Here is a 23,453-nt window from a genome sequence, read left to right on the forward strand (position 1 = left end):
GTGAATTAACTGAATGAATAAACGCATAATGAAAGTCACGACATTGTTTTCAATTGTCGGCTTACTATCAGGGTGTTTAAGCGAATTAGATAAGGAAGTTGTTGAAGAGACGATAGCACCCGATCAAGTAGCAGTTCAAACGACTGCTAATCAACTTTCAATGGATTATTACCGTGCGGTTATTACCGATGGTCGCTATGAAATGGGAATTGCCTCCAGTAGTAATACTAATTTAAGCTCTGCTGGAAGTACAATCGCTTTTGAAGAAGGGCTATTACGTATTAGTAAAGGGATTTTCCCAACTGATCAATATTTCCTACAAGAAGGACAAATTATTGACGAGGATACTATGACTAATTGGCTAGCGCGTGAGTCGAGTGATAACCCAGAAGGACTTAACCCCGCCTTGGCAGCCAATGAAGAAGAAACAGCCCCAGACACGGAGACGACCATGGCCGAAGGTGAGGAGACCACTATGGCTGCTGAAGAAAATCAAGTAATCGTTGATTCGACTTCAACACCGATTTACTTAACGCAAGTGATGGAGAAAAATATTATGGTTGAAACCGATGAAGGCTATCAATTAGCGGGCGTGGTGATTGGTTTAGCGATGAATAGTGTTTATCAATATACCGATGATGAAGGTGTTTCTTATGAACAAGAAATTTCTTTAGGTGAAATGCGTGAACGGGGTCGTCAATATGCTAATATTATCGTAGGACGTTTACGTAATACCGAAGCTTTACGTAATGTGCCGATTGTCGTTGGCTTATTTAGACAAACAGCGAACAATGAAATTGCTGGTGGGACTTATGTGATGAACGGTATTTCACGAGAAGGCAATTATATTTCTGATTGGACTGAACAAAATGAATATAGAGTCGCTTTACCAATAGTGTCTTCGGACGATTATAGCGAACAATATGCATTCTTTGACAATTTTAGTGATGAAGTGCGTAACTTCTTCCCACATTTAAATGGAGTGACCGGTGAAGCCTTATATATTGATAACGGCTTAGCATCTTTAACTATTGAAATTGTCTCACAATTCTATCAACAATCTGAAATCACCGCTCTAACACAACATGTTACAGATGTGGCGACAAAGAACTTGCCAGAAAACATACCAGTAGAAATTAGCATCGTGTCCGCTCATGGTCCAGAAGCGATCATTACGCGTACTGGTGAAAATAGTCAATTTACGGCGTATGTTTATGAGCAATAGAAAAGGAGAATTAATATGACAGAACGTGAAGAAATCATCCGTGTAGCGAATTTATCCAAACTCGCTTTTGATGATTCAAGTTTAGATACTTTTGCGAAAGAATTTAATAGTATCGTAGAATTTGTTGAACATTTAGAAGAGGTTGATACAACAGGTGTCAAACCAACTTATCATGGCAATGACTTAATTAATGTGTTCCGTGAAGATGAAGTCATTCGTGGTACTGAGCGTGAAGCCTTCTTGAAAAACACTAAAACAAGTCAAGATGGATTTGTCAAAGTACCTGCTATTATTGAAAGTGAGGAGGCATAAAATGACGGTATTTCCAACAACAATTAAAGAAATGAAAGCTGGCCTAAAAGCGGGCGATTTTACAGCGGTTGAGTTAGTGGAACACACATTTAACCAAATTGAAACCATTGATGCGAAAGTTGAAAGTTTTTTAGCTTTAAATAAAGAAGCAGCCTTAGCAGACGCGAAAGCCGCTGATGAGCGCGGCTATGGTGAAGATGCACCGGTTTTAAATGGTATTCCGATTGCCATCAAAGACAATATCGTCACCAAAGATTTAACAACCACGGCAGCAAGTAAAATGCTAGAAGATTTTAATCCTACTTATGATGCTACAGCTGTTGAAAAATTAAAAAATGCGGGTGCTATTATTGTAGGAAAAGTGAATTTAGATGAATTTGCGATGGGTGCAAGTACGGAGCGTTCAGCTTTTAAAACAACACGCAATCCTTGGAATTTGGACCGAGTACCTGGTGGGTCATCAGGTGGTTCAGCTGCGGTCGTAGCGAGTCGTCAAGTCCCAGCTTCATTAGGTTCGGATACTGGCGGTTCTATTCGTCAACCAGCAGCCTTTAATGGTTTAGTTGGGTTAAAACCTACTTATGGTACTGTATCACGTTATGGTTTAATTGCCTTTGGTTCTTCATTGGACCAAATTGGACCGATGACCTTAACAGTTGAAGATAATGCCTTGATTTTAGAGGTAATTGCTGGACATGATCGTCATGATTCAACCAGCTTACCTAATCTACCAATGAATTATGGTGCTAAAATCGGACAACCTTTAACTGGGATGAAAATCGCTTTTCCTAAAGAGTATAAGGACGAGGTTATTGCTGAAGATATCCGTCAAGCAATGCAAGCAGCAGCTGATTACTTTACCAGTCAAGGAGCGATTGTTGAAGAAGTATCGCTACCACTGATTAAATATGGTATTAATGTTTACTACATTATTTCATCAGCAGAAGCTTCTTCTAACTTACAACGTTTTGACGGCGTTCGTTATGGATACCGTTCTGAATCCGCTCATACTTTAGAAGAGGTTTATGTTAAGTCGCGTTCTGAAGGTTTTGGTGAAGAAGTGAAACGTCGTATTATGTTAGGAACTTATGCATTAAGTTCAGGACAATTTGATAAATTCTTTAAAAAAGCGGCGCAAGTGCGTACCATGATTAAAGATGAATTAAATAAAGTTTTTGAAGAATATGACATTATTATGGGACCTACTACAACCAGTACCGCCTTTGAAATTGGTGGACGGGTTAAAGATCCAATCGCAATGTATGTGGAAGATTTATTAACTGTTACGGCGAATATCGCTGGTTTACCGGGGATTTCAGTACCGGCTGGCTTTGATCACGAAGGATTGCCTATTGGTTTACAAATGATGGCTAAACCATTAGCAGAAGCAACCTTATATCAAGTCGCTTATAATTTTGAACAAAATCATGACTTTGTTCAAAAAGCACCAACATTATAGGAGGTAAGACAAATGAATTTTGAAACTGTTATTGGATTAGAAGTCCACGTTGAATTAAAAACTGATTCTAAAATATTCAGTACGTCACCTGCTCATTTTGGTGCCGAACCGAATACGAATACCAATGAAAAAGACTGGGGTTATCCAGGAGCGTTACCCGTTATGAATAAACGTGCCATTGAATTTGGCATGCGTGCTTCATTGGCATTAAACTGTGAGATTAATCGTGAAATGCGTTTTGACCGTAAAAATTATTTTTATCCAGATAATCCAACAGCTTATCAAATTTCGCAAGCCGATTATCCAATTGGACAAAATGGTTATATCGACATCGAAGTAGAAGGGCATCCTCGTCGTATTCGCATTGAACGTGTCCATTTAGAAGAAGATGCGGGTAAAAACACTCACGGTACTGACGACTATTCTTATGTGGATTTTAACCGTCAAGGAACACCTTTAATTGAGATTGTAACCGAAGCGGATATACGTTCTCCTCAAGAGGCGTATGCTTTCTTAGAAGCGTTACGTGAAAAAATTATGTATACTGAAGTTTCGGATGTGAAGATGGAAGAGGGATCATTACGTTGTGATGGTAATATTTCCATTCGTCCATTTGGCCAAGAAGCATTTGGGACCAAAACAGAGTTGAAAAATATAAACAGTTTTAACTTTGTTCGTAAAGGTTTAGAGTTTGAAGAAAAACGTCAAGCGCAAATATTACTAGCAGGTGGTAAAATTCAACAAGAAACTCGTCGTTATGATGAAGCAACTGGTAAAACCATTTTAATGCGTACTAAAGAAGGTGCAGCGGATTATCGTTACTTCCCAGAACCCGATTTACCACCGGTCACCATCGATGAAGAATGGATTGAATCGGTGAAAGCCACGATTCCTGAAATGCCAGACGTTCGTCGTCAACGTTATACGAAAGAATATGGCTTACCTGAGTATGATGCAATGGTCTTGACTTTAACGAAAACAATGTCAGATTTCTTTGATCAAACAGTGGCGAGTGGTGCTGATGCTAAATTAGCTTCTAATTGGTTAATGGGTGATGTGTCAGCTTACTTAAACAGTGAGAAAAGTACCCTAGAAGCAATCAAGTTAACACCGAAGAATTTAGCACAAATGATTAAATTAATTGAAGATGGCACCATTTCTTCAAAAATCGCCAAACAATTATTCAAGATTTTAGCTGAAGAAGGTGGCGATGCGACGGAAATTGTTGAAGCGCGTGGAATGGTTCAATTGAGTGATCCAGCTAAATTACAACCGATTATTGATGAAGTCATTGCAAAAAATGAATCTTCTTTAGAAGACTTCCGTAATGGTAAAGATCGTGCAGTTGGTTTCTTCGTTGGACAAGTGATGAAACAAACGCGTGGTCAAGCGAATCCTCAAGTCGTAAATAAATTATTGATGGAGACTTTGAATAAATTAAAATAAAAATTTTCTTAACAGTCCTAAAAGATGAGAACACGATTCTCATCTTTTTTTAATATAATTAAGATATTGTTGGCTGAAGAAGCAGAAAGCAGGTTATATTATTGCGGATGTTAGATAATGTAACATGAGTTGTTAAAAAGAATTTGCTAATAAATTAAAATTTGATTATAATAAGTTTAAATCATTTTATATTAGAAAGGAATTTTTCAAATGGATACGAAGAAGAAAACAAGTGCTTTAATTGGAGCAGCCTTTATTATGGCGACTTCAGCAATTGGACCCGGTTTCCTAACGCAAACAGCTAAATTTACCAATGACCTGCAGGGTAGCTTTGGTTTTGTTATTATTATTACCATTATTTTAGCAGCTATAGTGCAATTAAACGTGTGGCGTGTTTTATGTGTTACTGGACTACGTGGTCAAGATGTCGCGAATAAAGTATTACCAGGTCTAGGATATTTTGTCGCGGCTCTGGTCATATTAGGTGGATTAGTCTTTAATATTGGTAATGTAGGTGGTGGAGCATTAGGTTTTAATACTTTATTAGGGATTCCAACTCAGTTTGGTTACTTTTTAGCTGGCGCCATCGCGATCATGGTTTTTTTACTTAAAGATGCCATGAAAGCGATGGATACTTTTACTAAAGTATTGGGAGCGATTATGATTGTCGTTATTTTCCTTGTCATTATCATTGTGCAACCACCGATTGGGACAGCATTAAAAGAATCGCTATTTCCTACAGCAACGAGTGATTCATTATTTTCAGCGATTTTAACTTTATTAGGGGGAACAGTTGGCGGTTATATTACTTTTGCTGGCGCTCACCGTTTAATTGATGCCGGCATTACCTCTGAAGAAAACTTGCCACATATTAAGCAAAGTTCTGTTATGGGGATTTCAATTGCTTCGATTGTGCGTGTATTTTTATTCTTAGCTATCTTTGGTGTGATTAGTAAAGGTGTTTCACTTGATCCTAACAACCCAGCAGCCGATGCCTTTAAACAAGGAGCCGGCGAAATTGGCTATCGTTTCTTTGGTTTAGTCTTATTATCAGCAGCAGTTTCATCGATTGTGGGTGCGGCTTATACCTCTGTTTCTTTCTTAAAAACACTAAGTAAATCGGTAGCTAAGTATGAAAAACAAGTTATCATTGGTTTTATTGCGGTATCGACTTTGGTGATGGCTTTTTTAGGTAATCCAGCGACCCTATTAGTAGTAGCCGGTTCATTTAATGGATTAATTTTACCCGTTACTTTAGGTATCAGTTTATTAGCAGCCAATAATCCAGCAATTATGGGACCCAACTACAAGCACCCTAAAGTTTTATGGGGATTAGGTATTATAGTGGTTATTTTAACTGCTTATATGGGTATTCAATCGTTGGGAAATTTGGGTCAATTATTTAGCTAAAATGAGTATAAAGGAGTATTGAGCCGAGTGCTTGCTCCTTTATTTGTTTTGAGTATAGTAACTTCAAAAATTCTTAATGAGGATAGGCATTAACTTGATAAAACCAATCAAGTGATTGTCCGTTAATTAAAAGCGCAGTGGTTGAGTGGTCTTAACCTGCGTCTTAATGACTTGTTTGAGTCTTACTCCACTGTGCGGGGGCGAACAGACGAAGCGCAAATCATTTGATTTTCTATTTCTGGTTCACTCCCAATTATGATAATATTAGAATATGAAGATTTAATGAAAGGCTGTTATCAATATAGCAGTGACAGCAATTGAAGATGAGGTGAAAAAATGAGCGAAGTAAAAATTGTACCACATGGTGACGCTTCGATGTTAGTCGAATGGGGAGCTGTTATTGATCCAAAAATTAATCAAAAGATTACCGGTTTGGTTTCATTGTTTAAAGACCAAAAAATTGAAGGGGTCATTGATTTTATACCAGCTTTTTCTAGCTTATTAATTAATTATGATCCGCGTATTATTGCTTTTCGACGTTTAAAAAAGATTACTGAAGATTTATTAACCATTGAAATTAGTAATAATCAGCTAAAAAAACGCATTTTTGAAATTCCCGTTTGTTATGGTGGTGAGTATGGACCTGATATAGAGTTTATTGCAAAAAACGCACAATTGACCAAGGAGGAATTAATTCAAATTCATTCTGGAACTGACTATTTAATCTATATGTTAGGTTTTTTACCAGGCTTTAGCTATCTAGGGGGATTAGATGATCGGATTCATACTCCGCGTTTAAATAATCCACGAAAAGCAATACCAGCCGGGAGTGTAGGGATTGGTGGATCACAAACAGGGATTTATCCCCTAGAATCCCCAGGTGGTTGGCAATTGTTAGGACGTACGCCAATCAAAACATATGATCCAGAGCGTGAAGAACCCATTTTGTTTGAAGCTGGAGATTATATCCGTTTTGTACCAGTTGACCAAGCGACCTATCAAGAAATTGAAGCCGCAGTTGCAGCTGGTGATTACCAAGTTAATGTCGTACAGGAGGGGAAGCATGGGCATTAGAGTATTAAAGGCCGGAATTTATACAACAGTTCAAGATAGTGGCCGAATGGGCTATCAAAGCCAGGGGTTCGGGGTTTCGGGCGTCATGGATGTTCGTTCTTTCAAAATTGCCAATCTATTAATTGATAATCCTGAAAATGAGGCTGTTTTGGAGTTTGCATTAACGGGACCAACACTTGAATTTACAGCCGAAACCATTATCGCGATTACTGGTGGCGATTTTCAGCCGAAGATTAATGATGAGTCAGTACCGATGTATACCGCCATTTATGTTTATAAAGGGGATGTTTTATCATTTGGAGGAGCCCGTACTGGGACGAGAGGTTATATCGCTTTTTCCAGTTATTTAAGCATTCCCGTAGTGATGGGCAGTCGCTCAACCAATACTAAAAGTGGTATCGGGGGCTTCAAAGGGCGTCGTCTAAAAGAAAATGATTTTATTGGCTTCCGCATAAAACGTCGCTATCTACCTTATTTCTTATCACGGACTTTAGATATTGATGAATTTGATCAAGAAGAAGCTATCATTCGGGTAGTGATGGGGCCTCAAAGTGATATGTTTACCTCGGATGGATTAAGGACCTTTTTAAATGAAGAATATACGGTGACCAGTGATTTTGACCGCATGGGTTGTCGATTAGATGGTCCATATATTGCCCATAAGGGGAAAGCAGATATCATTTCAGACGGTACCGCCTTTGGTTCTATCCAAGTGCCCGCTCATGGCAAACCCATTATATTGTTAGCGGATCGTCAAACTACCGGAGGCTATGCAAAAATCGCGACAGTTGCTTCGGTGGATATCCCGAAACTAGTCCAACGTAAAACAGACCATAAAATTCGTTTTGAGGCGATTTCAGTCGAAAAAGCGCAACAATTATTATTGGCAGAACAACGGGAATTTAGTCAAATGCGCCATACTATCCATCAACCTTGTCAAGAGGTGTTGGATGTGCGTTTAGTGGCTAAACGCTTGACGACGTTATTTGAATAGGAGGAAACGAATAATGGATTTAGAAAAAATTAAAGCACTAGTACAAATTGTTGAAGAATCATCTTTATTAGAATTTATGATAGAAGATGGTGACACTAAAATTAAAATGAGTCGCAAAGGAGAAATGGGACAACCCACAGCTGCTATTAGCACACAAGCAGAAAAAACTGAAAAAGATAGTGATAATGAGGAGTCAGATCAAGACTTGTATATCACCTCTCCCATTGTCGGGACTTTTTATTCAGCTTCAGGTCCGGATGTACCAGCCTATGTGTCAGTAGGAGATACTGTTAAAAAAGGTGAAACTGTCTGTATTGTCGAAGCGATGAAATTAATGAATGAAATTCAATGCAACTATGATTGTGTTATTGATGCCGTATTAGTAAGTAATGAACAAAAAGTCGAATACGGCCAACCATTATTCCGCGTGAAAAAAATATAATCACAGTGGAACGGAAGGAGTCGTACAATGATTAAAAAATTATTAGTAGCAAATCGTGGCGAAATAGCTGTACGAATCATTCGTGCCTGTCGTAATATGGGAATCCGTAGTGTGGCTATCTATTCTGTTGAAGATAAAGATAGTCTTCATGTTAAACTGGCTGATCAGCGTATCTGTATTGGAGAAGGTCCTGCACGTAATAGTTATTTGAATCAAGATAGTATTTTAACGGCCGCGATTAATATCGGAGCCGATGCCATTCACCCAGGGGTTGGCTTTTTATCAGAAAATCCTAATTTTGCTAGACTTTGTCAAGAGCATGGCGTTATTTTTATCGGTCCTGAAGGGGATGTGATGGAAAAGATGGGGGATAAATCTCATGCCCGTCAAACGATGAAGACTGCTGGAGTCCCAATTGTTCCTGGTACAGAAGGTACTGTTCACGATGTTGATGATGCGATAAAAGCAGCAGAAGTTATTGGATATCCGGTTATGATTAAAGCAGCTGCCGGTGGTGGTGGAAAAGGGATGCGAGTAGCTCATGAGCCGAGTGAATTTAAACGTTTGTTTAATATGGCACAGCTGGAATCCGTTAATTCTTTCAGTAGTGATGCGATGTATTTAGAACGATTTATCGTCAATCCAAAACACGTTGAAATTCAAATCATTGCCGACACGCATGGCAATGTGGTCGCTTTAGGTGAGCGTGATTGTTCTACCCAACGTAACCACCAAAAGTTAATCGAAGAAGCCCCTTCACCCGCAATTGATGATACAATCCGTCAAGCAATGAATGAAGCAGCTGTATTAGCAGCCACCACCGTTGGTTACGTCAACGCAGGAACAGTAGAGTTTATTTTAGATAATGAAGGAAATTTTTACTTTATGGAAATGAATACTCGTATACAAGTAGAGCATGGTGTGACTGAAATGGTGACTGGCACGGATTTAATTATTGAACAAATAAGAGTCGCCAATGGTGAAAAATTAAGTTTTAAACAAGAAGAAGTACAATTACGTGGCCATGCGATTGAATGTCGTATTAATGCCGAAATACCGGAGAAGAACTTTATGCCGAATCCTGGTAAAGTCACCCATTTACATTTACCCGCAGGTAATGGTGTGCGAGTCGATACTTCTTTATACAGTGGTTATGTCATACCGCCAGACTATGATTCAATGATTGCCAAAATTTTAGTTCATGCCCCAACGCGTGAGGCAGCCATTATGAAGATGCGCGCGGCACTGGACGAAACGGTTATTTTAGGTGTCGAAACGAATTTAGATTTTCAGTACCAATTATTGCGTCATCCATTATTTGTTGAAGGTAATGTGGATACTGGTTTTGTGAATCGTATGTTACATCTTGATTAGAGGAGGAAAGACATGCTAAAAGTAGATTTAAATGCTGATATGGGCGAAAGTTTTGGTGCTTATCAAATTGGGTCCGATCAAGCACTGGCACAGTATATTTCATCAGCAAATGTAGCTTGTGGATTCCATGCTGCCGATCCCAATGTCATGGCAAAAACGGTCGATTTATTGGTTAAAGAGGAGGTGGCGATTGGAGCTCATCCTGGTTTGAACGATTTAATCGGATTTGGCCGCAGACCAATGTCTATTACTCCTACTGAAGCTAAAAATGATGTTTTATATCAATTAGGTGCGTTAAGTGCCTTTGCTAAAGCAAAAGGGAAGACCTTACATCATGTAAAGCCCCATGGCGCTTTATATAATATGGCCGCTCAGGATGCTGAATTAGCCATGGCCATCGCCGAGGCAGTTGCCAGTTTTGATGCTAATTTAGTTTTCTTAGGATTATCTGGTAGTGAGATGTTAAAAGCAGCAAAGGCTTGTGGATTAAAAGTTGCTTCGGAAGTGTTTGCTGATCGTGCTTATACGGATGAAGGTTTATTGGTGAATCGAAAATTACCAGGTGCCATGATTGAAGACCCCGATGATGCAATTAATCGGGTTATCCAAATGATTAAAGAAGGTACTGTTATCAGTATTAATGGTAATGTTATTCCGATTGAAGCCGATTCGATTTGTATACATGGAGATGGTCCCAATGCAGAAACGTTTGCTAAACAAATCCATCAACGATTAATTGCTGAAGGGATTCAAATTGTTTCGTTGCAAAATTTGATTTAAGAGCAAATTTTTTGAGTGATTATTTAGTCTAGACAGACTGGACAGAAACATTAAGTTTTCTGTCTGAGGCTGTCAATCATTCACTAAGAACACATGGCAATGAAATAGATCGGACTTTTCCAGTCTTTAAGGTAGATAGATTTCATGAGTGACGGTCCCTATTTTCATTGCAGAGTCATATCGAGTTGAGAATAATATTTTAATCACTTAATGTTATTGAGGCTGGGCAAAAATTTTTTAAATACTGTTCAAGCATATCTATTTAATTCAAAGCGCAGTGGTTGAGTGGCCTCAACCTACGTCTTTCGACTTGTTTGAGGCCTACTCAACTGTGCGGGGGTGGGCAGACGAAGCGAAAATCAACTGATTTTCTACTTCTTGCCCACTCCCTATAGTTTACAAAAGAAGAAAATTATTAATAAAAATAATAATGATTTTAATTGCAATTTGAAGTTGATTTGGTATAATAATATTATAATTTCATATCCATGAGGGAGTAACTTAAGGTTTGAATACCTTGTCAGTATCAACATCGTCAAGTAGGTATATCTGCTGGTACTGTACTTAAAAAGTGAGACTTGTGCGTTCAATTACTATTAGGTGAGTTGGCGTAGAAGTCTCATTTTTTTAAAAGAACTTCTAATGAGAATATGAAAATTAAAATTTAGGAGGAAAAACATGACAAAGAAAGATTTTGTCCCATATCTTGAGTCTAGTGACTCAGTAGTCTCAAAGTTGGAATCGAATGTTTCGCAAGGTTTAAGCGAAGCTGAAGTCAAAAAACGGCAAGAAGAATATGGTTTCAATGAATTAGAGACAGAAGAAAAAACAACATTGCTACAAAAGTTCATTGAGCAATTTAAAGACTTCATGATTATAGTCTTATTAGTGGCGGCGGCTGTATCGGTTGTTGCTGAAGGGATGGAAGGTTTAACCGATGCCTTTATTATCTTATTGGTAGTTATTTTAAACGCGATAATGGGTGTTTTCCAAGAAGCTAAAGCTGAAGAAGCGATTGATGCTTTACGTAAAATGGCCTCACCGAGTGCTAAAGTCCGTCGTGACGGTACCATTAAAAATGTTAAAAGTACTGAATTAGTACCCGGAGATATTATTATCCTAGAAGCAGGAGACGTAGTACCTGCCGATGTTCGTTTAATTGAATCGAGCTCATTACAAATTGAAGAAGCAGCTTTAACTGGGGAATCTGTTCCAAGTGAAAAAGCAGCAGCCACCTTAGAAGCTGACGATGAGGTTGGTATTGGTGATCGTAGTAATATGGGGTTCTCAAGTACTAACGTTACTTATGGTCGTGGTGTTGGGGTCGTAACCGGCACTGGTATGCAAACTGAAGTCGGGCATATTGCGACCATGTTATCAGGTACTGAAAAACAATTAACACCATTACAACGTGACCAAGAAAAATTAGGTAAGACCTTAACGATGTTAATTTTAGGGATTGCTGTGGTTACTTTCTTAGTGGGTATTTTACGTGGACGTTTACCATTGGATATGTTATTAGTGGCTATTTCATTAGCGGTTGCAGCTATTCCAGAAGGTTTACCTGCTATTTCAACCATTATCTTATCACTAGGTACGCGTACGATGGCTGATCGTAATGCTTTAGTTCGTACTTTGCCAGCGGTTGAAACCTTAGGAAGTACTCAAGTAATCTGTTCGGATAAAACAGGTACCCTTACTGTTAATAAAATGACGATTGAAAAAGTTTACTATAATGGTGAATTGCATGATGCAAGTGAAGCGATTGACTTAAATACACCATTATTAAAATCAATCGGATTTGCTAATGACACAGAAATTGATGATCAAGGCCAACTATTAGGAGATCCTACTGAAACGGCAATGATTAAATATGCTTTAGATAAACAATTCGACTTAAAAGGCGAATTAACAAAATCTCCACGTGTCGATGAAGTACCATTTGATTCTAATCGTAAATTAATGTCAACGATTCATCAATTAGAAGACGGACGTTATTTCGTTGCTGTTAAAGGGGCACCTGACCAATTAATTAAACGTTGTACACAAGTTGATAACAATGGTGAAGTTACTACTTTAGCTGACAATCAAGTGGATGAAATTTTAGAATATAATACAAATTTAGCGAAAGATGCTTTACGTGTCTTAGCGGGTGCTTACAAAATTATTGATGAAATTCCTGCGGATGTTAAATCAGAAACAATTGAAACAGATTTAATCTTTGCTGGTTTAGTAGGGATGATTGACCCTGAGCGTAAAGAAGCAGGCGATGCCATTGCTGTGGCTAAAGAAGCGGGTATCCGTACCGTTATGATTACCGGTGACCACGCTGTAACAGCGCAAGCGATTGCTGAACGTTTAGGTATCTTAGATGCCAATGACACCAATAATGAAACACATGTTTTAAATGGTGCGCAATTAGATGAAATCTCTGATGAAGAATTAGCACGTTCTGTAGCGAATTATTCTGTTTATGCGCGTGTTTCTCCAGAACATAAGGTACGTATTATCAAAGCATGGCAAGCCAATGATGTGGTTGTTTCAATGACGGGTGACGGTGTTAATGACGCGCCATCATTAAAACAAGCAGATATCGGTGTTGGTATGGGAATTACTGGTACCGAAGTATCAAAAGGTGCTTCAGATATGGTCTTAGCGGATGATAACTTTGAAACAATCGTAGTAGCGGTAGAAGAAGGACGTAAAGTATTTGCTAATATTCAAAAAGCTGTTCAATTCTTATTATCTGCTAACTTAGGTGAAGTATTTACTTTATTCTTTGCAACCTTGTTAGGTTGGACAATTTTAGAGCCCGTTCATATTTTATGGATTAACTTAGTAACAGACGTCTTTCCAGCGATTGCCTTAGGTTTAGAAGACGCTGAAAAAGGTTCAATGAAACATGCTCCTCGTACATCAAAAGATAGTTTCTTATCATTTGGTGTGTTTCCAAGTATTATTTATCAAGGTATTTTAGAGGGTGGAATTACTTTATTCATGTATTGGTTAGCTGCTTACGGACCATTCCCAACTCAATTAGTAGGGGATGAACGTCATGTCTTAGCTGAAACGGTCGCATTCCTAACATTAGGTATGTTACAATTATTCCATTCATATAATGTGAAATCAGTATTCCAATCATTATTCAGTACTAATCCATTTAACAACAAATACTTAAATATGGCCTTTGTTGGTTCTGGTGTTTTATTATTAATGGTTGTGTTAATTCCAGGTTTACAATCATTATTTGGCGTTCATGATTTAACTGGTATTCAATGGTTATTAGTTATTTTAGCGGGTCTAAGTATCGTTGTCTTCGTTGAAATCATCAAATTTATTTTACGAGCAACCGGTGTAGCTGCTAAATATGAAAAATCAGGAGCAGACTTTAAAGCTGTTAAATAATTGAGTAAGACAATTTAAATAAACCCACTCGACTAAGAGTGATTAAAATCAAGGCTGGGCAGAGATTATATCTGTTTGGCCTTGTATTTTTATAATGAAAAAAGATGATTGAAGAGTCTCTGTTAAAAGATCGCATCGTTTAACGCGCCTGGACTGAGGTGGCGACAGAAGGGTCATAGGGTCGCTAGTTGTTGTGAATCTGTGTGGACTTACCAATAAAGAATAATCAAATCAGTTGCTAGTTGTTGTGAATCTGTACGGGGCCAATGAAGAAGAGAGAATCATTTTATATTATTTTACTCCATCTTTCTTTGTTAAGTGAGCGATAATTGAACGAAATTCATCAATAAGATTGACTTTCATCTTTAGGAAGAAAATTTTTACCAAAACCACGCTTTTTTGGTAGAAATGTCGTATAATAGGCGATGGAAACGTAAGGATAGCAGATAAGACGATTAAACGATTAAACGATTAAACGATTAGACCCTATTATACAATTCCTTTATTAATTTAATTAGAGGTGGCGCTGTGATAAGGACAATTGAAGAAGCAATACAATGGATGGATGACCAACAAACCGAAGTACATCGTGTAGGACTGAATAAAATTCAAGTCGCATTAGACTTTGTTGGTAATCCTCAAAGAGGTTTAAAGACAATTCATATCGGTGGAACAAATGGAAAAGGATCCGTGACTGCTTATTTACGAAATCTTTTTATGAAACATGGATTTACTGTGGGAGGCTTTACCTCACCACATATCATGAAATTTAATGAACGAATTAGTTTGAATGGAGAAGCTATTGACGACGAAACGGTCATTCGTTTAGTGAACAAAATGGTAGAACTTAATGAGTATATGGCTACGACCCCCTATAGTCGATTGGTATTTTTTGAACTTTATACGGTAATGATGTTTTTATATTTTAATGAAGTTCAACCGGATATTTGTTTAATTGAAGTCGGATTGGGCGGTTTAAACGATTGTACCAATGTGATTGACTCTAAAGATATTTTGATTACCACGATTGGCAAAGATCATGTGGAACGATTAGGTCATACTTATCGTGAAATTGCACAACAAAAAGCTGGTATTATTCATGGTGATGCGGATGTCTTCATTGGTGAATTACCTGCTGAAGCGGAAGCAGAAATCGAACGAATTTGTGCCATCGAAGGGGCAACACTTTATCGATTGGGGCAAGATGCAACCTATGAAATTCAAAGCCAATCATTAACTCAAGGTAGTATTTTCCGATTCAATAGCCAAGATAGTTATTGCATTAATATGATTGGAAAACATCAAATTCATAATGCTTCCTTATCGTTATTATTTTTCCAACATTGGATGAGAAAATATGGTCATGTTATTGATACTCAGCTCGAACACCAAGCCTTATTTGAAACCAAGTGGATTGGCCGGATGGAAAAATTAAGTGATCAGCCATTAATTTACATTGATGGCGCTCATAATGAAGCCGGTTTGAATGCTTTGGCAGATACGATGCAGACCTATTTAGCAGACAAAAAGATTAAGTTAATATACTCAGGTCTAATGACAAAAAATCAATTATCACACGTTAATTTATTATTGAAAATGCCTTTAGCAGAAATTGTCTTTACGGAGTTTGAACATCCAAATTCTATGTTAGTGGATGATTTTGAATTGCTGATTAAACAACATTCTGAAATAAACATTCCGACGCGTTTTAGTATTGATTGGGAACATGAACTAACACCAGGTGACCAAGATATGTTAGTGGTGACGGGTTCACTATACTTTATCGCACAAGTTCGAGCTCATTACTTAAATAAAGAGCTGTTACTGAGTGACGTATAAAAAAGATTGAATTAAAGTATTTTAACTCCTTTTGGTGTATCTATCACTGAAAGGAGTTTTTATATGGAAGTGAGTAAAAATCGTAATCTTTTTATAGAGGAAGTCCCCAAACAAAGTAGACCACGAGAACGCTTATTATATTTTGGTGAAAAGGCACTGGCTGATCATGAATTGCTGGCAATCTTATTACGGACCGGTACCAGACAAGAAAATGTCATTGAATTGGCTTTACGTTTAATTCAAGAATTCGAAACTTTATATGGGTTAAATCAAGCAAGCTTAGAGGAATTACAAAGTGTTCCAGGGATTGGGCCAATAAAGGCCATTGAGCTAAAAGCGACGATGGAGCTTGGCTTAAGAATCGCTACGAGTACCATTCCGAAGTATGGTAAGATTACGTCGACTAAGGATGTGGGAGAATGGCTTTTGCGCGAGATGAGACAATTTCATCAAGAACATTTAACAGCACTCTTTTTGAATACGAAAAATGAGATTATACGACGAAAAGATATTTTTAAAGGGACGGTTAACAGTTCAGTTGCGCACCCGCGTGAGAGTGCGAAATGTTCCTTAGTGAAAAGCTAAGGCTCTTATTTTATAAGAGAAGGCTTATTTCGAAAAGTAGAATGAAGGGGTAACGTCCGGAAATGCTTTCTTTAAGCTCCGCCATGCGATTTGTTACGTAAATAATAGATGGTATGAAGCGCGGTAAAGTCGGCAGAAAAATTTAGCAGTGATTTGATATGCCGGAAGTCGGTTAATAAGATGAGGAGAACGAAGTTATGTGGACCAATAAGTAAGTAGAGGTTGAGTAAGAAGTCTCGCTATGAAAGACCTTCTATTTTTACAGGAAATAGCGAACTTATTTATTGAAAGTAGCCATCTAAGTTAACCTAAATGATAGAAATAAGTCAACATTGAAAGCAGAAGCTAGGTAGAATTTACGTTCGCTAAACTAGTTGATTGGTGACAGTCATTAACTTCTGTGAGAGCGAAGGCATGACCATTGATCTGTCTAATCCACAAGGAGGAATAGCCTTCAGTCAATTGTGTAAAAGAGTATGCTATAAAACATAATTGATGGAACGCGGTATGCGGTGAAAGCTGCACGTACCGTGTGGTGTGGGGGAAAAATTGGCGATAACTTCAAAAATTTACCTATCACAATTATTTAAAGAAGCCGTAAAATATCCAACTGCGCGAATTATTATTGGACATAATCATCCGTCCGGCGATCCAGAGCCATCGCAAGCGGATTTAATTTTTACTAAACGAATGATTGAGTGTGGTAATTTAATGGGAATTGAATTACTGGATCATATTATTATTGGACAAGATAATTATTTAAGTTTAAGAGAAGTTACCATTATTTTTGATTAGGTTTAATTAAGTAATTTTAAGAAATTAGAATTATCTATAACCAGTCTAGATATTATCAATAGAACAACTAAAAATGCTAGGCTTGCAGTTAAAACGATTAAATTAGACATTTTAATACATTGACCAAATTGATATTGTAAAAGTTAAATTTAAAGAAAAAAGTTATTGAATTATTTTAGGCTTGTTTTCAACGCGTCTACGTGGCATCTATTTTGATTGAATTGATATCGTCTTTGCATTATTATTGTGAAGGGATTCTTAAATTTAAGTCTTATAGCTTGTTAACAAAATGAAAACGTGTTACAATAGACGTATGTTTTTGTTAAGGGAAAGTTTGAATTATAATTTGTTTTACCATAAGGGAAAGTTGATTTATATTTAGTTTTACCATTCACAGAAATAAATATTTACGTGCATAGGCACAAAGGAGTTCATTATTAATGGAACAAGGAACAGTTAAATGGTTTAATTCAGAAAAAGGTTTTGGATTTATCGAACGTGAATCTGCTGATGATGTATTTGTTCATTTCTCAGCTATCCAAGGTGAAGGGTTTAAAACTTTAGAAGAAGGTCAATCAGTTACTTTCGACGTTGAAGAAGGCGCTCGTGGACCTCAAGCAGCTAACGTACAGAAAGCTTAATTTTAATTAAATCAATGATGCGGTTAGGACTTCGGTTCTAACCGTTTTTGTATTATTAAGACAATCGCTAGCCACTAGATGCCTTAGTGCATTGAATGTTTCGTAATGATAACACAAAGCAAGCAAACAAAGCAATTGCTAACCTCTAGGTGACTTAGTACATTGAAGGGACTGAAAGCTTCGATTTAACCATTAGTGAATGAATTTGTTTTGTAAGCAATAGTAAAAAATTGGTATAATATAGAGGAGATGAGGTGTCGAAATGAAAGTAGAATTAATATCATGTGGAACAGAATTATTATTAGGCGATATTATTAATACCAACGCGGCTTATTTAGCAAATGAATTAGCTAATATTGGTGTGAATATTTATAAACAAACAACAGTAGGAGATAATCCTGAACGATTAAAAAGAGCATTAGAATTAGCCTTTGAAGCAGCTGATACTGTTATTATTACGGGAGGGTTAGGACCTACTGATGATGATTTAACGCGGAATGTTGCTGCCGAATTTATGGGAATGCCCCTTGAATTTCAAGAATCGGTCTGGCAAGAGATTGTTGATTATTTAATGGGAAAAAATCCTAATTATCAATTAGCTGACAATAACCGCAAACAAGCGATGGTGCCACAAGGCGCTATTATTTTACATAATCCGATTGGTACTGCGCCGGGATTAATCTTAGATAAAGACGAACGGCGAATTATTTTAATGCCGGGGCCACCTCGAGAAATGAAACGAATGTATCACGAACAAGTAGAACCTTATTTGAAATCAAAGAGTCGTCAAGTTTTTGCATCACGTTATGTTCGCTTTTTTGGCATTGGTGAATCATTATTAGAAACAAAAATTAAAGATATTTTAGATCAGCAAACGAATCCAACGATGGCTTTATATGCTAAAACAGCAGAAGTATTATTAAGAGTTACCGCATCTGGTCAAAATGAAGCAGAGTGCTTATCTTTGATAGAGACGGCGCTCCAACCGATTAAAGAACGGGTAGGTGAATATATCTATTTAGTCGGTACTTCGGAAGTATCTGAAACACAAACCGAAATGCATCGTGTACTAGCTCGAACACTGATTGACAAACAATTAACTATTAGTGTAGCCGAGTCACTAACAGGTGGGGATGTAGCGTCATTACTAATTGAACAAAGTGGTGTTTCACAAGTGTTTAAAGAAGGGATTGTATGTTATTCCAATGAATCAAAAATAAACACCGTTGGCGTGAAAGAATCAACGCTTAACCAATTTGGTGCAGTGAGTAGAGAAGTCGCAAGAGAGATGGTCATGGGAGTCGTGCAAAGACTCAATGCTGATGTGGCAATCGCAACGACGGGTTTAGCTGGGCCTGAAAGTGATGAAAGTGGTAAACCAGTTGGCCTGGTGTATGTAGGAACTTATTATAAGGGGCAAATTGAAGTGAAAGAATATCATTTCTTTGGCGACCGGGCGCTTATTAGGGACCGTGCGGCTAAAAACGCCTTGAATCAATTAAGATTAATGATCAATCGCGTCAAAGATAAATAGGTCTAGAGGCCGATTAAAGAATAACATTCAACCTGTATAATAATAATATAGAATAAAGGAGGTCTTTAAAATGCTTATGATATATCAATTACCTTATGTATTATTAGTGTTAATTTACTTCGCCTTACTAGCAAGTATCTTTACTAAGCAAGCAACATTTAAATATAAAAAGGTAACTCAAATTTCAAGCGGTGCCTTGATTATTGTCCTGTTTGCGAATTTATTGTCTGCGATTATTTTCGGTCGTTATTCAGATGTACCTGAAACCAATATCGTCGTAGTATCAACCGGAATTTTTGCGGGACATGCACTCATTTCCTGGTTGTTTGATTTATTAGATCGTCGTTTCCACCAAAACTGGTTAAGAGTGATTTATTATATTGGCATGGGATTTGTCGTATTGACCAGTTACTATGCTGGAGTTGATACCTATGCGGCACGACCGATAGATGGTATGATAGGAACGACCGTTATTATTTGTTCTTTAGTGGTAGCTTGTACTATTCCCTTCTTTGGAATGGCGTTGTTAATGGATTTTTTCACTATGCGTCATCATGCGCCTAAAAATTATAAATTTAAACCGACACAAGATAAGATAAATCATTATCGTGAACATGGTTTATCGGAACAAGAAATTGTCTTTTTCCGTCAACAAATGGCCGAAGCCAAGGAGCGGATTGAAAATATTGAAGTGGAAATGAATAAAGTGGCTAAATTAAGAGTCATTGAAAATCGACACAATGTAGTAGCCGTTTCAAAACAATATTTCAAAGATATTGTTAAAGAACCTGAACGGGTAGCTCAAGCAGGTATCTTCTTAAATAAATTATTACCATCATTAGAAGATTTAACCGCTAAATATACCGAGATATCCGATCACGTTGCCAAAAATAAACAAACCTATTTAATCTTAGAAAAAAGTGCTCTGACAATCGACAGTATTTGTGAATCCATTACAGAGAGCTATGTCCATTTCCATCAATCATTATATAATGATTTACAAGATGAAATAAAGTTAGCGAATCGTGCGCTTAATAAGGAAATAGATAACACAACTAATCAAGATACGATTGATGAGTTAGTGAGCGACCCATTTAACTTTGAGGAGGAATAATATATGGCTGAAAAAGATACTGAAAGCTTATTTGATGAATTAATTGGCGAAGCGACATCATCAGAAGTTGAGGAATTAATTAGTAATCCTTTTGATGAAAAAACAACCCGTGATGAATTAACAAGTGTTCAAAAAGATTTATTAGATGCTCAAATGTTATCGAAGCGACAAATAACGAATAGTAAACTGATTGACCGTTTACCTGAACATCGTCAAAAGCAAGCGAAAGATTTAGCTAGTCAAATTGACGAAACCAATATGAATGCTGTCATTGCTTATGGTTCCAATGCCCAAAAGAAATTAAGTGAGTTCTCACATTCAATGTTAAATCGTGTTCAATTAAAAGATACTGGAGAAATTGGTGATTCATTAACCGAATTGATGACTCAATTACAAAAATCTAACCCAAAAGATTTAACTGCTGAACCTAATCTTTTTAAACGATTATTTGGAAAGGTGAAAGCTTCAATCTCCGAAACGCAAATACAATACCAAAAAATTGGTAGCCAAATTGATAAAGTAGCCATCCGTTTAGAACGTGAGAAAAATGAGTTATTAAACGATAACTTAATGTTAGAACAATTATACGAGAAGAATAAAGATTACTTTGAAGCACTCAATATTTATATCGCTGCCGGTGAAGTCAAAATGCAAGAATTACAAGAAAAAATTATTCCTGAAGCGATTGAAAAGGCTAAAAAAAGTAATAGTCAAATGGATGTTCAAGTCGTCAATGATTTAAATCAATTTTTAGATCGTTTGGATAAGCGAACGCATGATTTACGATTAACTCGCCAAATGACGATTCAACAAGCACCTCAAATTCGTATGATTCAAAATACGAACCAAGCATTAGCTGAAAAAATCCAAGTATCAGTGCATACGGCGATTCCATTATGGGAAAACCAAATAACCATTGCTTTAGCCTTATTAAGACAACAAAATGCTGCAGTTTCTCAACGTCAAGTTTCGGAAACAACGAATGATTTATTATTAAAGAACTCTGATATGTTAAAACAAAGCGCTATTGACACCGCGCGAGAATCTGAACGTGGTGTGATTGATATTGAGACCCTACAAAAAACGCAAGCTAACTTAATTGAAACTTTAGAAGAAACCTTGCAAATTCAATCAGAAGGGCGACGTCAACGTGCCTTGGCTGAACAAGAATTACAAGCAATGGAGCTTGATTTAAGAGATAAATTATTGCAAATAACGGCCGAACAAAAGCAACAAGAAGCTAATCGCACTAAGGATGATAATTATCAATTTTAATATAACAAAACGGAAAGAAATGCTGATTTCTTTCCGTTTTTTTTTCAAGTGAGTCAAAAGGGCTTGATGATGCTTAATATTATTATAAAAAATATAGGCAATAGCCATCGGCTTCTTAGCGAGTGGAAGAATGTACCGAAGTGGTACAGAAAAATGGGAGTGAGCTAGAAGTAGAAAATTATTTGAATTTCACTACGTCTTCTCACTCCCGAAACGAGTAGCTATTAAGTCATTTGATAGGACACTGTTTAAGACTACTCAGCTATTAAATTGTCAATATCGATTACTAACGTTGGCAAGCAATACGTTGTTTCGTGTCCAAAGCCAGAAGTATTTAAACATTATTATTTAAGTTCGAAGAAGAACGCGTCCTTTTCACCTAAACGGTCAAAATCAGTATCTTGAGGTTTTAATTCTAATACCCATTCATCTTCTGCGAATTTTTCATAAGTTTTGCCATCCATTAAAAATGTGTGGTAACGTGAGGCTGTTTCACCAGCAGGTAATTCACGATTTTCTAAACGTGGCTCTAATAAACCTTCGCTGAAGTATCTAATCATATCAGCTAATGCTAAGGTACCTGAAACCATATCTAACTGTAAATCTTTTTTAGTTTGATTGTCATATGTTACAGCTACTGTTAATAAATAGGCACCATCTTCAAAGTCAGCAAAGCGATCTTTATAATCTTCATTTGGCTCTAATTCTGTTAATTGGTAACTATCAATCGTAATGCTTAAACCTTGCGACTCAATTGTTTCACTTAATTCAACTTCATCAACTAACGTTTTATTCCCCCAATTTTCTAATGTGTAGACGTCAGGATAGAAATCAGCGGCTGCGGCTGCAATTTCTTCACCCTTAGTAGTAAATGGAATACGAATGTTAGTTCCACGAGCTAATAAAGTCTCAGTTTCAAAATCTTCAGAGGTATAAACAGCTGGTGTTTCCATTAGACCAATACCTTCGGCTTCAATTTTTTCCATTGTATTTGGTGTAATCGCTAATGGATAGAAACCACGAATTTCTTTGCCTGCTTCTAAGACACCTTCATTATCGGTATGGAATAACCAATTGAGTGATTGAGATTCTTTCACTAAAGAATTATTATGCGTAATATAATCTTCATTACCGGTCACCGTCGTATTGAAGGTAGGAACAGGGTAAAGGTCTTGATCACCTGTGTTTTTTAAGGTGATATCATAGACGATTACGCCACCTTTTTCTGTTTGATCTCCAAAAACATATTCCCAGTCAACATCGAAATTACTTATTTCATAATAGTAATAACCATTGATGATAATATCAATGCCTTCAACATCTTCAGTTAAATTGATCGGTTTTAAGTTTTTATATAAAGCATCTACTTTTTCAGCTTCTAATATTTCTTGTAACTTAGCTTGAAAAGCTTCCCAATCGGCTGCATCATCATCGGCTGCATCATCATTGGCAGGTGTTTCTTCATTATTTGTTTCATTGTCATCAGTATCATCGGAGTCTTCGTCAGAACTTTCATTATTTTCGGAAGATTCTTCTGCGTTACTTGTTTCTTCTGCGTTACTTGTTTCTTCTGCGACTGTAGTTTCTTCTGCTGTAGTTTCTTCTGCTGTAGTTTCTTCTGCTGTAGTTTCTTCTTCATCTTCGGACACCGTTGTTGTTTCCTCTGCATAAGCAGGGGCAAGTGTTGGTACGAAAGTACCGGCTAACAACGACAATATCAGTGTACTAGCTAATAATGATTTTTTCATT

The 23,453-nt window shown here is 37.1% G+C and carries 19 protein-coding genes; 18 read left to right on the forward strand and 1 reads right to left on the reverse strand.

What is annotated here, in order from left to right:
- The first annotated feature begins 13 nt into the window (after positions 1 to 13).
- The 18 genes from LB888_RS09320 to LB888_RS09405 all read left to right on the forward strand — a co-directional run bounded on the left by LB888_RS09320 (position 14) and on the right by LB888_RS09405 (position 21,704).
- Positions 14 to 1,225 carry a CamS family sex pheromone protein gene (locus LB888_RS09320; protein WP_318752732.1) on the forward strand — a complete coding sequence of 404 codons (1,212 nt, stop codon included), beginning with the start codon at positions 14 to 16 and terminating at the stop codon, positions 1,223 to 1,225.
- Between the two features lie 15 nt (positions 1,226 to 1,240).
- Positions 1,241 to 1,537, forward strand: a complete 297-nt coding sequence (gene gatC, locus LB888_RS09325; protein ID WP_311921104.1) for an Asp-tRNA(Asn)/Glu-tRNA(Gln) amidotransferase subunit GatC — start codon at positions 1,241 to 1,243, stop codon at positions 1,535 to 1,537.
- A 1-nt stretch (position 1,538) separates the two neighbouring features.
- Entirely contained in the window at positions 1,539 to 2,996 is a 1,458-nt protein-coding gene (gene gatA, locus LB888_RS09330) for an Asp-tRNA(Asn)/Glu-tRNA(Gln) amidotransferase subunit GatA (protein ID WP_318752733.1), read from the forward strand.
- A gap of 12 nt (positions 2,997 to 3,008) precedes the next feature.
- Positions 3,009 to 4,442 carry an Asp-tRNA(Asn)/Glu-tRNA(Gln) amidotransferase subunit GatB gene (gene gatB / locus LB888_RS09335; protein ID WP_318752734.1) on the forward strand — a complete coding sequence of 478 codons (1,434 nt, stop codon included), beginning with the start codon at positions 3,009 to 3,011 and terminating at the stop codon, positions 4,440 to 4,442.
- Positions 4,443 to 4,652: 210 nt separating this feature from the next.
- Entirely contained in the window at positions 4,653 to 5,852 is a 1,200-nt protein-coding gene (locus LB888_RS09340; protein ID WP_318752735.1) for an NRAMP family divalent metal transporter, read from the forward strand.
- A 336-nt stretch (positions 5,853 to 6,188) separates the two neighbouring features.
- Positions 6,189 to 6,926, forward strand: coding sequence for a 5-oxoprolinase subunit PxpB (gene pxpB / locus LB888_RS09345; RefSeq protein ID WP_311921100.1), 738 nt, complete (start codon positions 6,189 to 6,191; stop codon positions 6,924 to 6,926).
- Positions 6,916 to 7,920, forward strand: coding sequence for a biotin-dependent carboxyltransferase family protein (locus LB888_RS09350; protein WP_318752736.1), 1,005 nt, complete (start codon positions 6,916 to 6,918; stop codon positions 7,918 to 7,920). The genes pxpB and LB888_RS09350 overlap by 11 nt, the downstream gene beginning before the upstream one ends.
- Positions 7,921 to 7,933: 13 nt before the next feature.
- A complete protein-coding gene (gene accB, locus LB888_RS09355; RefSeq protein WP_318752737.1) occupies positions 7,934 to 8,362 on the forward strand; it encodes an acetyl-CoA carboxylase biotin carboxyl carrier protein in 429 nt (142 codons plus the stop codon).
- 27 nt (positions 8,363 to 8,389) lie between these two features.
- The gene (gene accC / locus LB888_RS09360) at positions 8,390 to 9,736 is read left to right on the forward strand and encodes an acetyl-CoA carboxylase biotin carboxylase subunit (protein ID WP_318752738.1); all 1,347 of its coding nucleotides are present in this window, start codon (positions 8,390 to 8,392) and stop codon (positions 9,734 to 9,736) included.
- Positions 9,737 to 9,748: 12 nt separating this feature from the next.
- Positions 9,749 to 10,516: a 5-oxoprolinase subunit PxpA gene (locus LB888_RS09365; protein WP_318752739.1), complete on the forward strand. Its 768-nt coding sequence runs from the start codon at positions 9,749 to 9,751 to the stop codon at positions 10,514 to 10,516.
- A 678-nt stretch (positions 10,517 to 11,194) separates the two neighbouring features.
- Entirely contained in the window at positions 11,195 to 13,921 is a 2,727-nt protein-coding gene (locus LB888_RS09370) for a cation-translocating P-type ATPase (RefSeq protein WP_318752740.1), read from the forward strand.
- A 528-nt stretch (positions 13,922 to 14,449) separates the two neighbouring features.
- On the forward strand, positions 14,450 to 15,760 hold the full coding sequence (locus LB888_RS09375) for a bifunctional folylpolyglutamate synthase/dihydrofolate synthase (protein WP_318752741.1): 1,311 nt from the start codon (positions 14,450 to 14,452) through the stop codon (positions 15,758 to 15,760).
- Between the two features lie 63 nt (positions 15,761 to 15,823).
- Positions 15,824 to 16,345 (forward strand): RadC family protein, encoded by a 522-nt coding sequence (radC, locus tag LB888_RS09380; RefSeq protein ID WP_318752742.1) that lies wholly within the window; start codon positions 15,824 to 15,826, stop codon positions 16,343 to 16,345.
- 519 nt (positions 16,346 to 16,864) lie between these two features.
- Complete coding sequence (locus LB888_RS09385; RefSeq protein WP_318753976.1) at positions 16,865 to 17,140, forward strand: JAB domain-containing protein; 276 nt, start codon at positions 16,865 to 16,867, stop codon at positions 17,138 to 17,140.
- Positions 17,141 to 17,580: 440 nt separating this feature from the next.
- On the forward strand, positions 17,581 to 17,781 hold the full coding sequence (locus LB888_RS09390; RefSeq protein WP_066123681.1) for a cold-shock protein: 201 nt from the start codon (positions 17,581 to 17,583) through the stop codon (positions 17,779 to 17,781).
- 262 nt (positions 17,782 to 18,043) lie between these two features.
- Positions 18,044 to 19,315 carry a competence/damage-inducible protein A gene (locus tag LB888_RS09395; protein ID WP_311920881.1) on the forward strand — a complete coding sequence of 424 codons (1,272 nt, stop codon included), beginning with the start codon at positions 18,044 to 18,046 and terminating at the stop codon, positions 19,313 to 19,315.
- 70 nt (positions 19,316 to 19,385) lie between these two features.
- On the forward strand, positions 19,386 to 20,429 hold the full coding sequence (locus LB888_RS09400) for a 5-bromo-4-chloroindolyl phosphate hydrolysis family protein (protein ID WP_318752743.1): 1,044 nt from the start codon (positions 19,386 to 19,388) through the stop codon (positions 20,427 to 20,429).
- 3 nt (positions 20,430 to 20,432) lie between these two features.
- Positions 20,433 to 21,704: a toxic anion resistance protein gene (locus LB888_RS09405; protein ID WP_318752744.1), complete on the forward strand. Its 1,272-nt coding sequence runs from the start codon at positions 20,433 to 20,435 to the stop codon at positions 21,702 to 21,704.
- A 344-nt stretch (positions 21,705 to 22,048) separates the two neighbouring features.
- Here the strand turns inward: LB888_RS09405 and LB888_RS09410 are convergent, their stop codons facing one another.
- Positions 22,049 to 23,452 (reverse strand): hypothetical protein, encoded by a 1,404-nt coding sequence (locus tag LB888_RS09410; RefSeq protein WP_318752745.1) that lies wholly within the window; start codon positions 23,450 to 23,452, stop codon positions 22,049 to 22,051.
- Between the last annotated feature and the right edge of the window lies 1 nt (position 23,453).

The sequence above is a fragment of the Globicatella sp. PHS-GS-PNBC-21-1553 genome, from assembly GCF_033564055.1.
Lineage (GTDB): Bacteria > Bacillota > Bacilli > Lactobacillales > Aerococcaceae > Globicatella > Globicatella sulfidifaciens.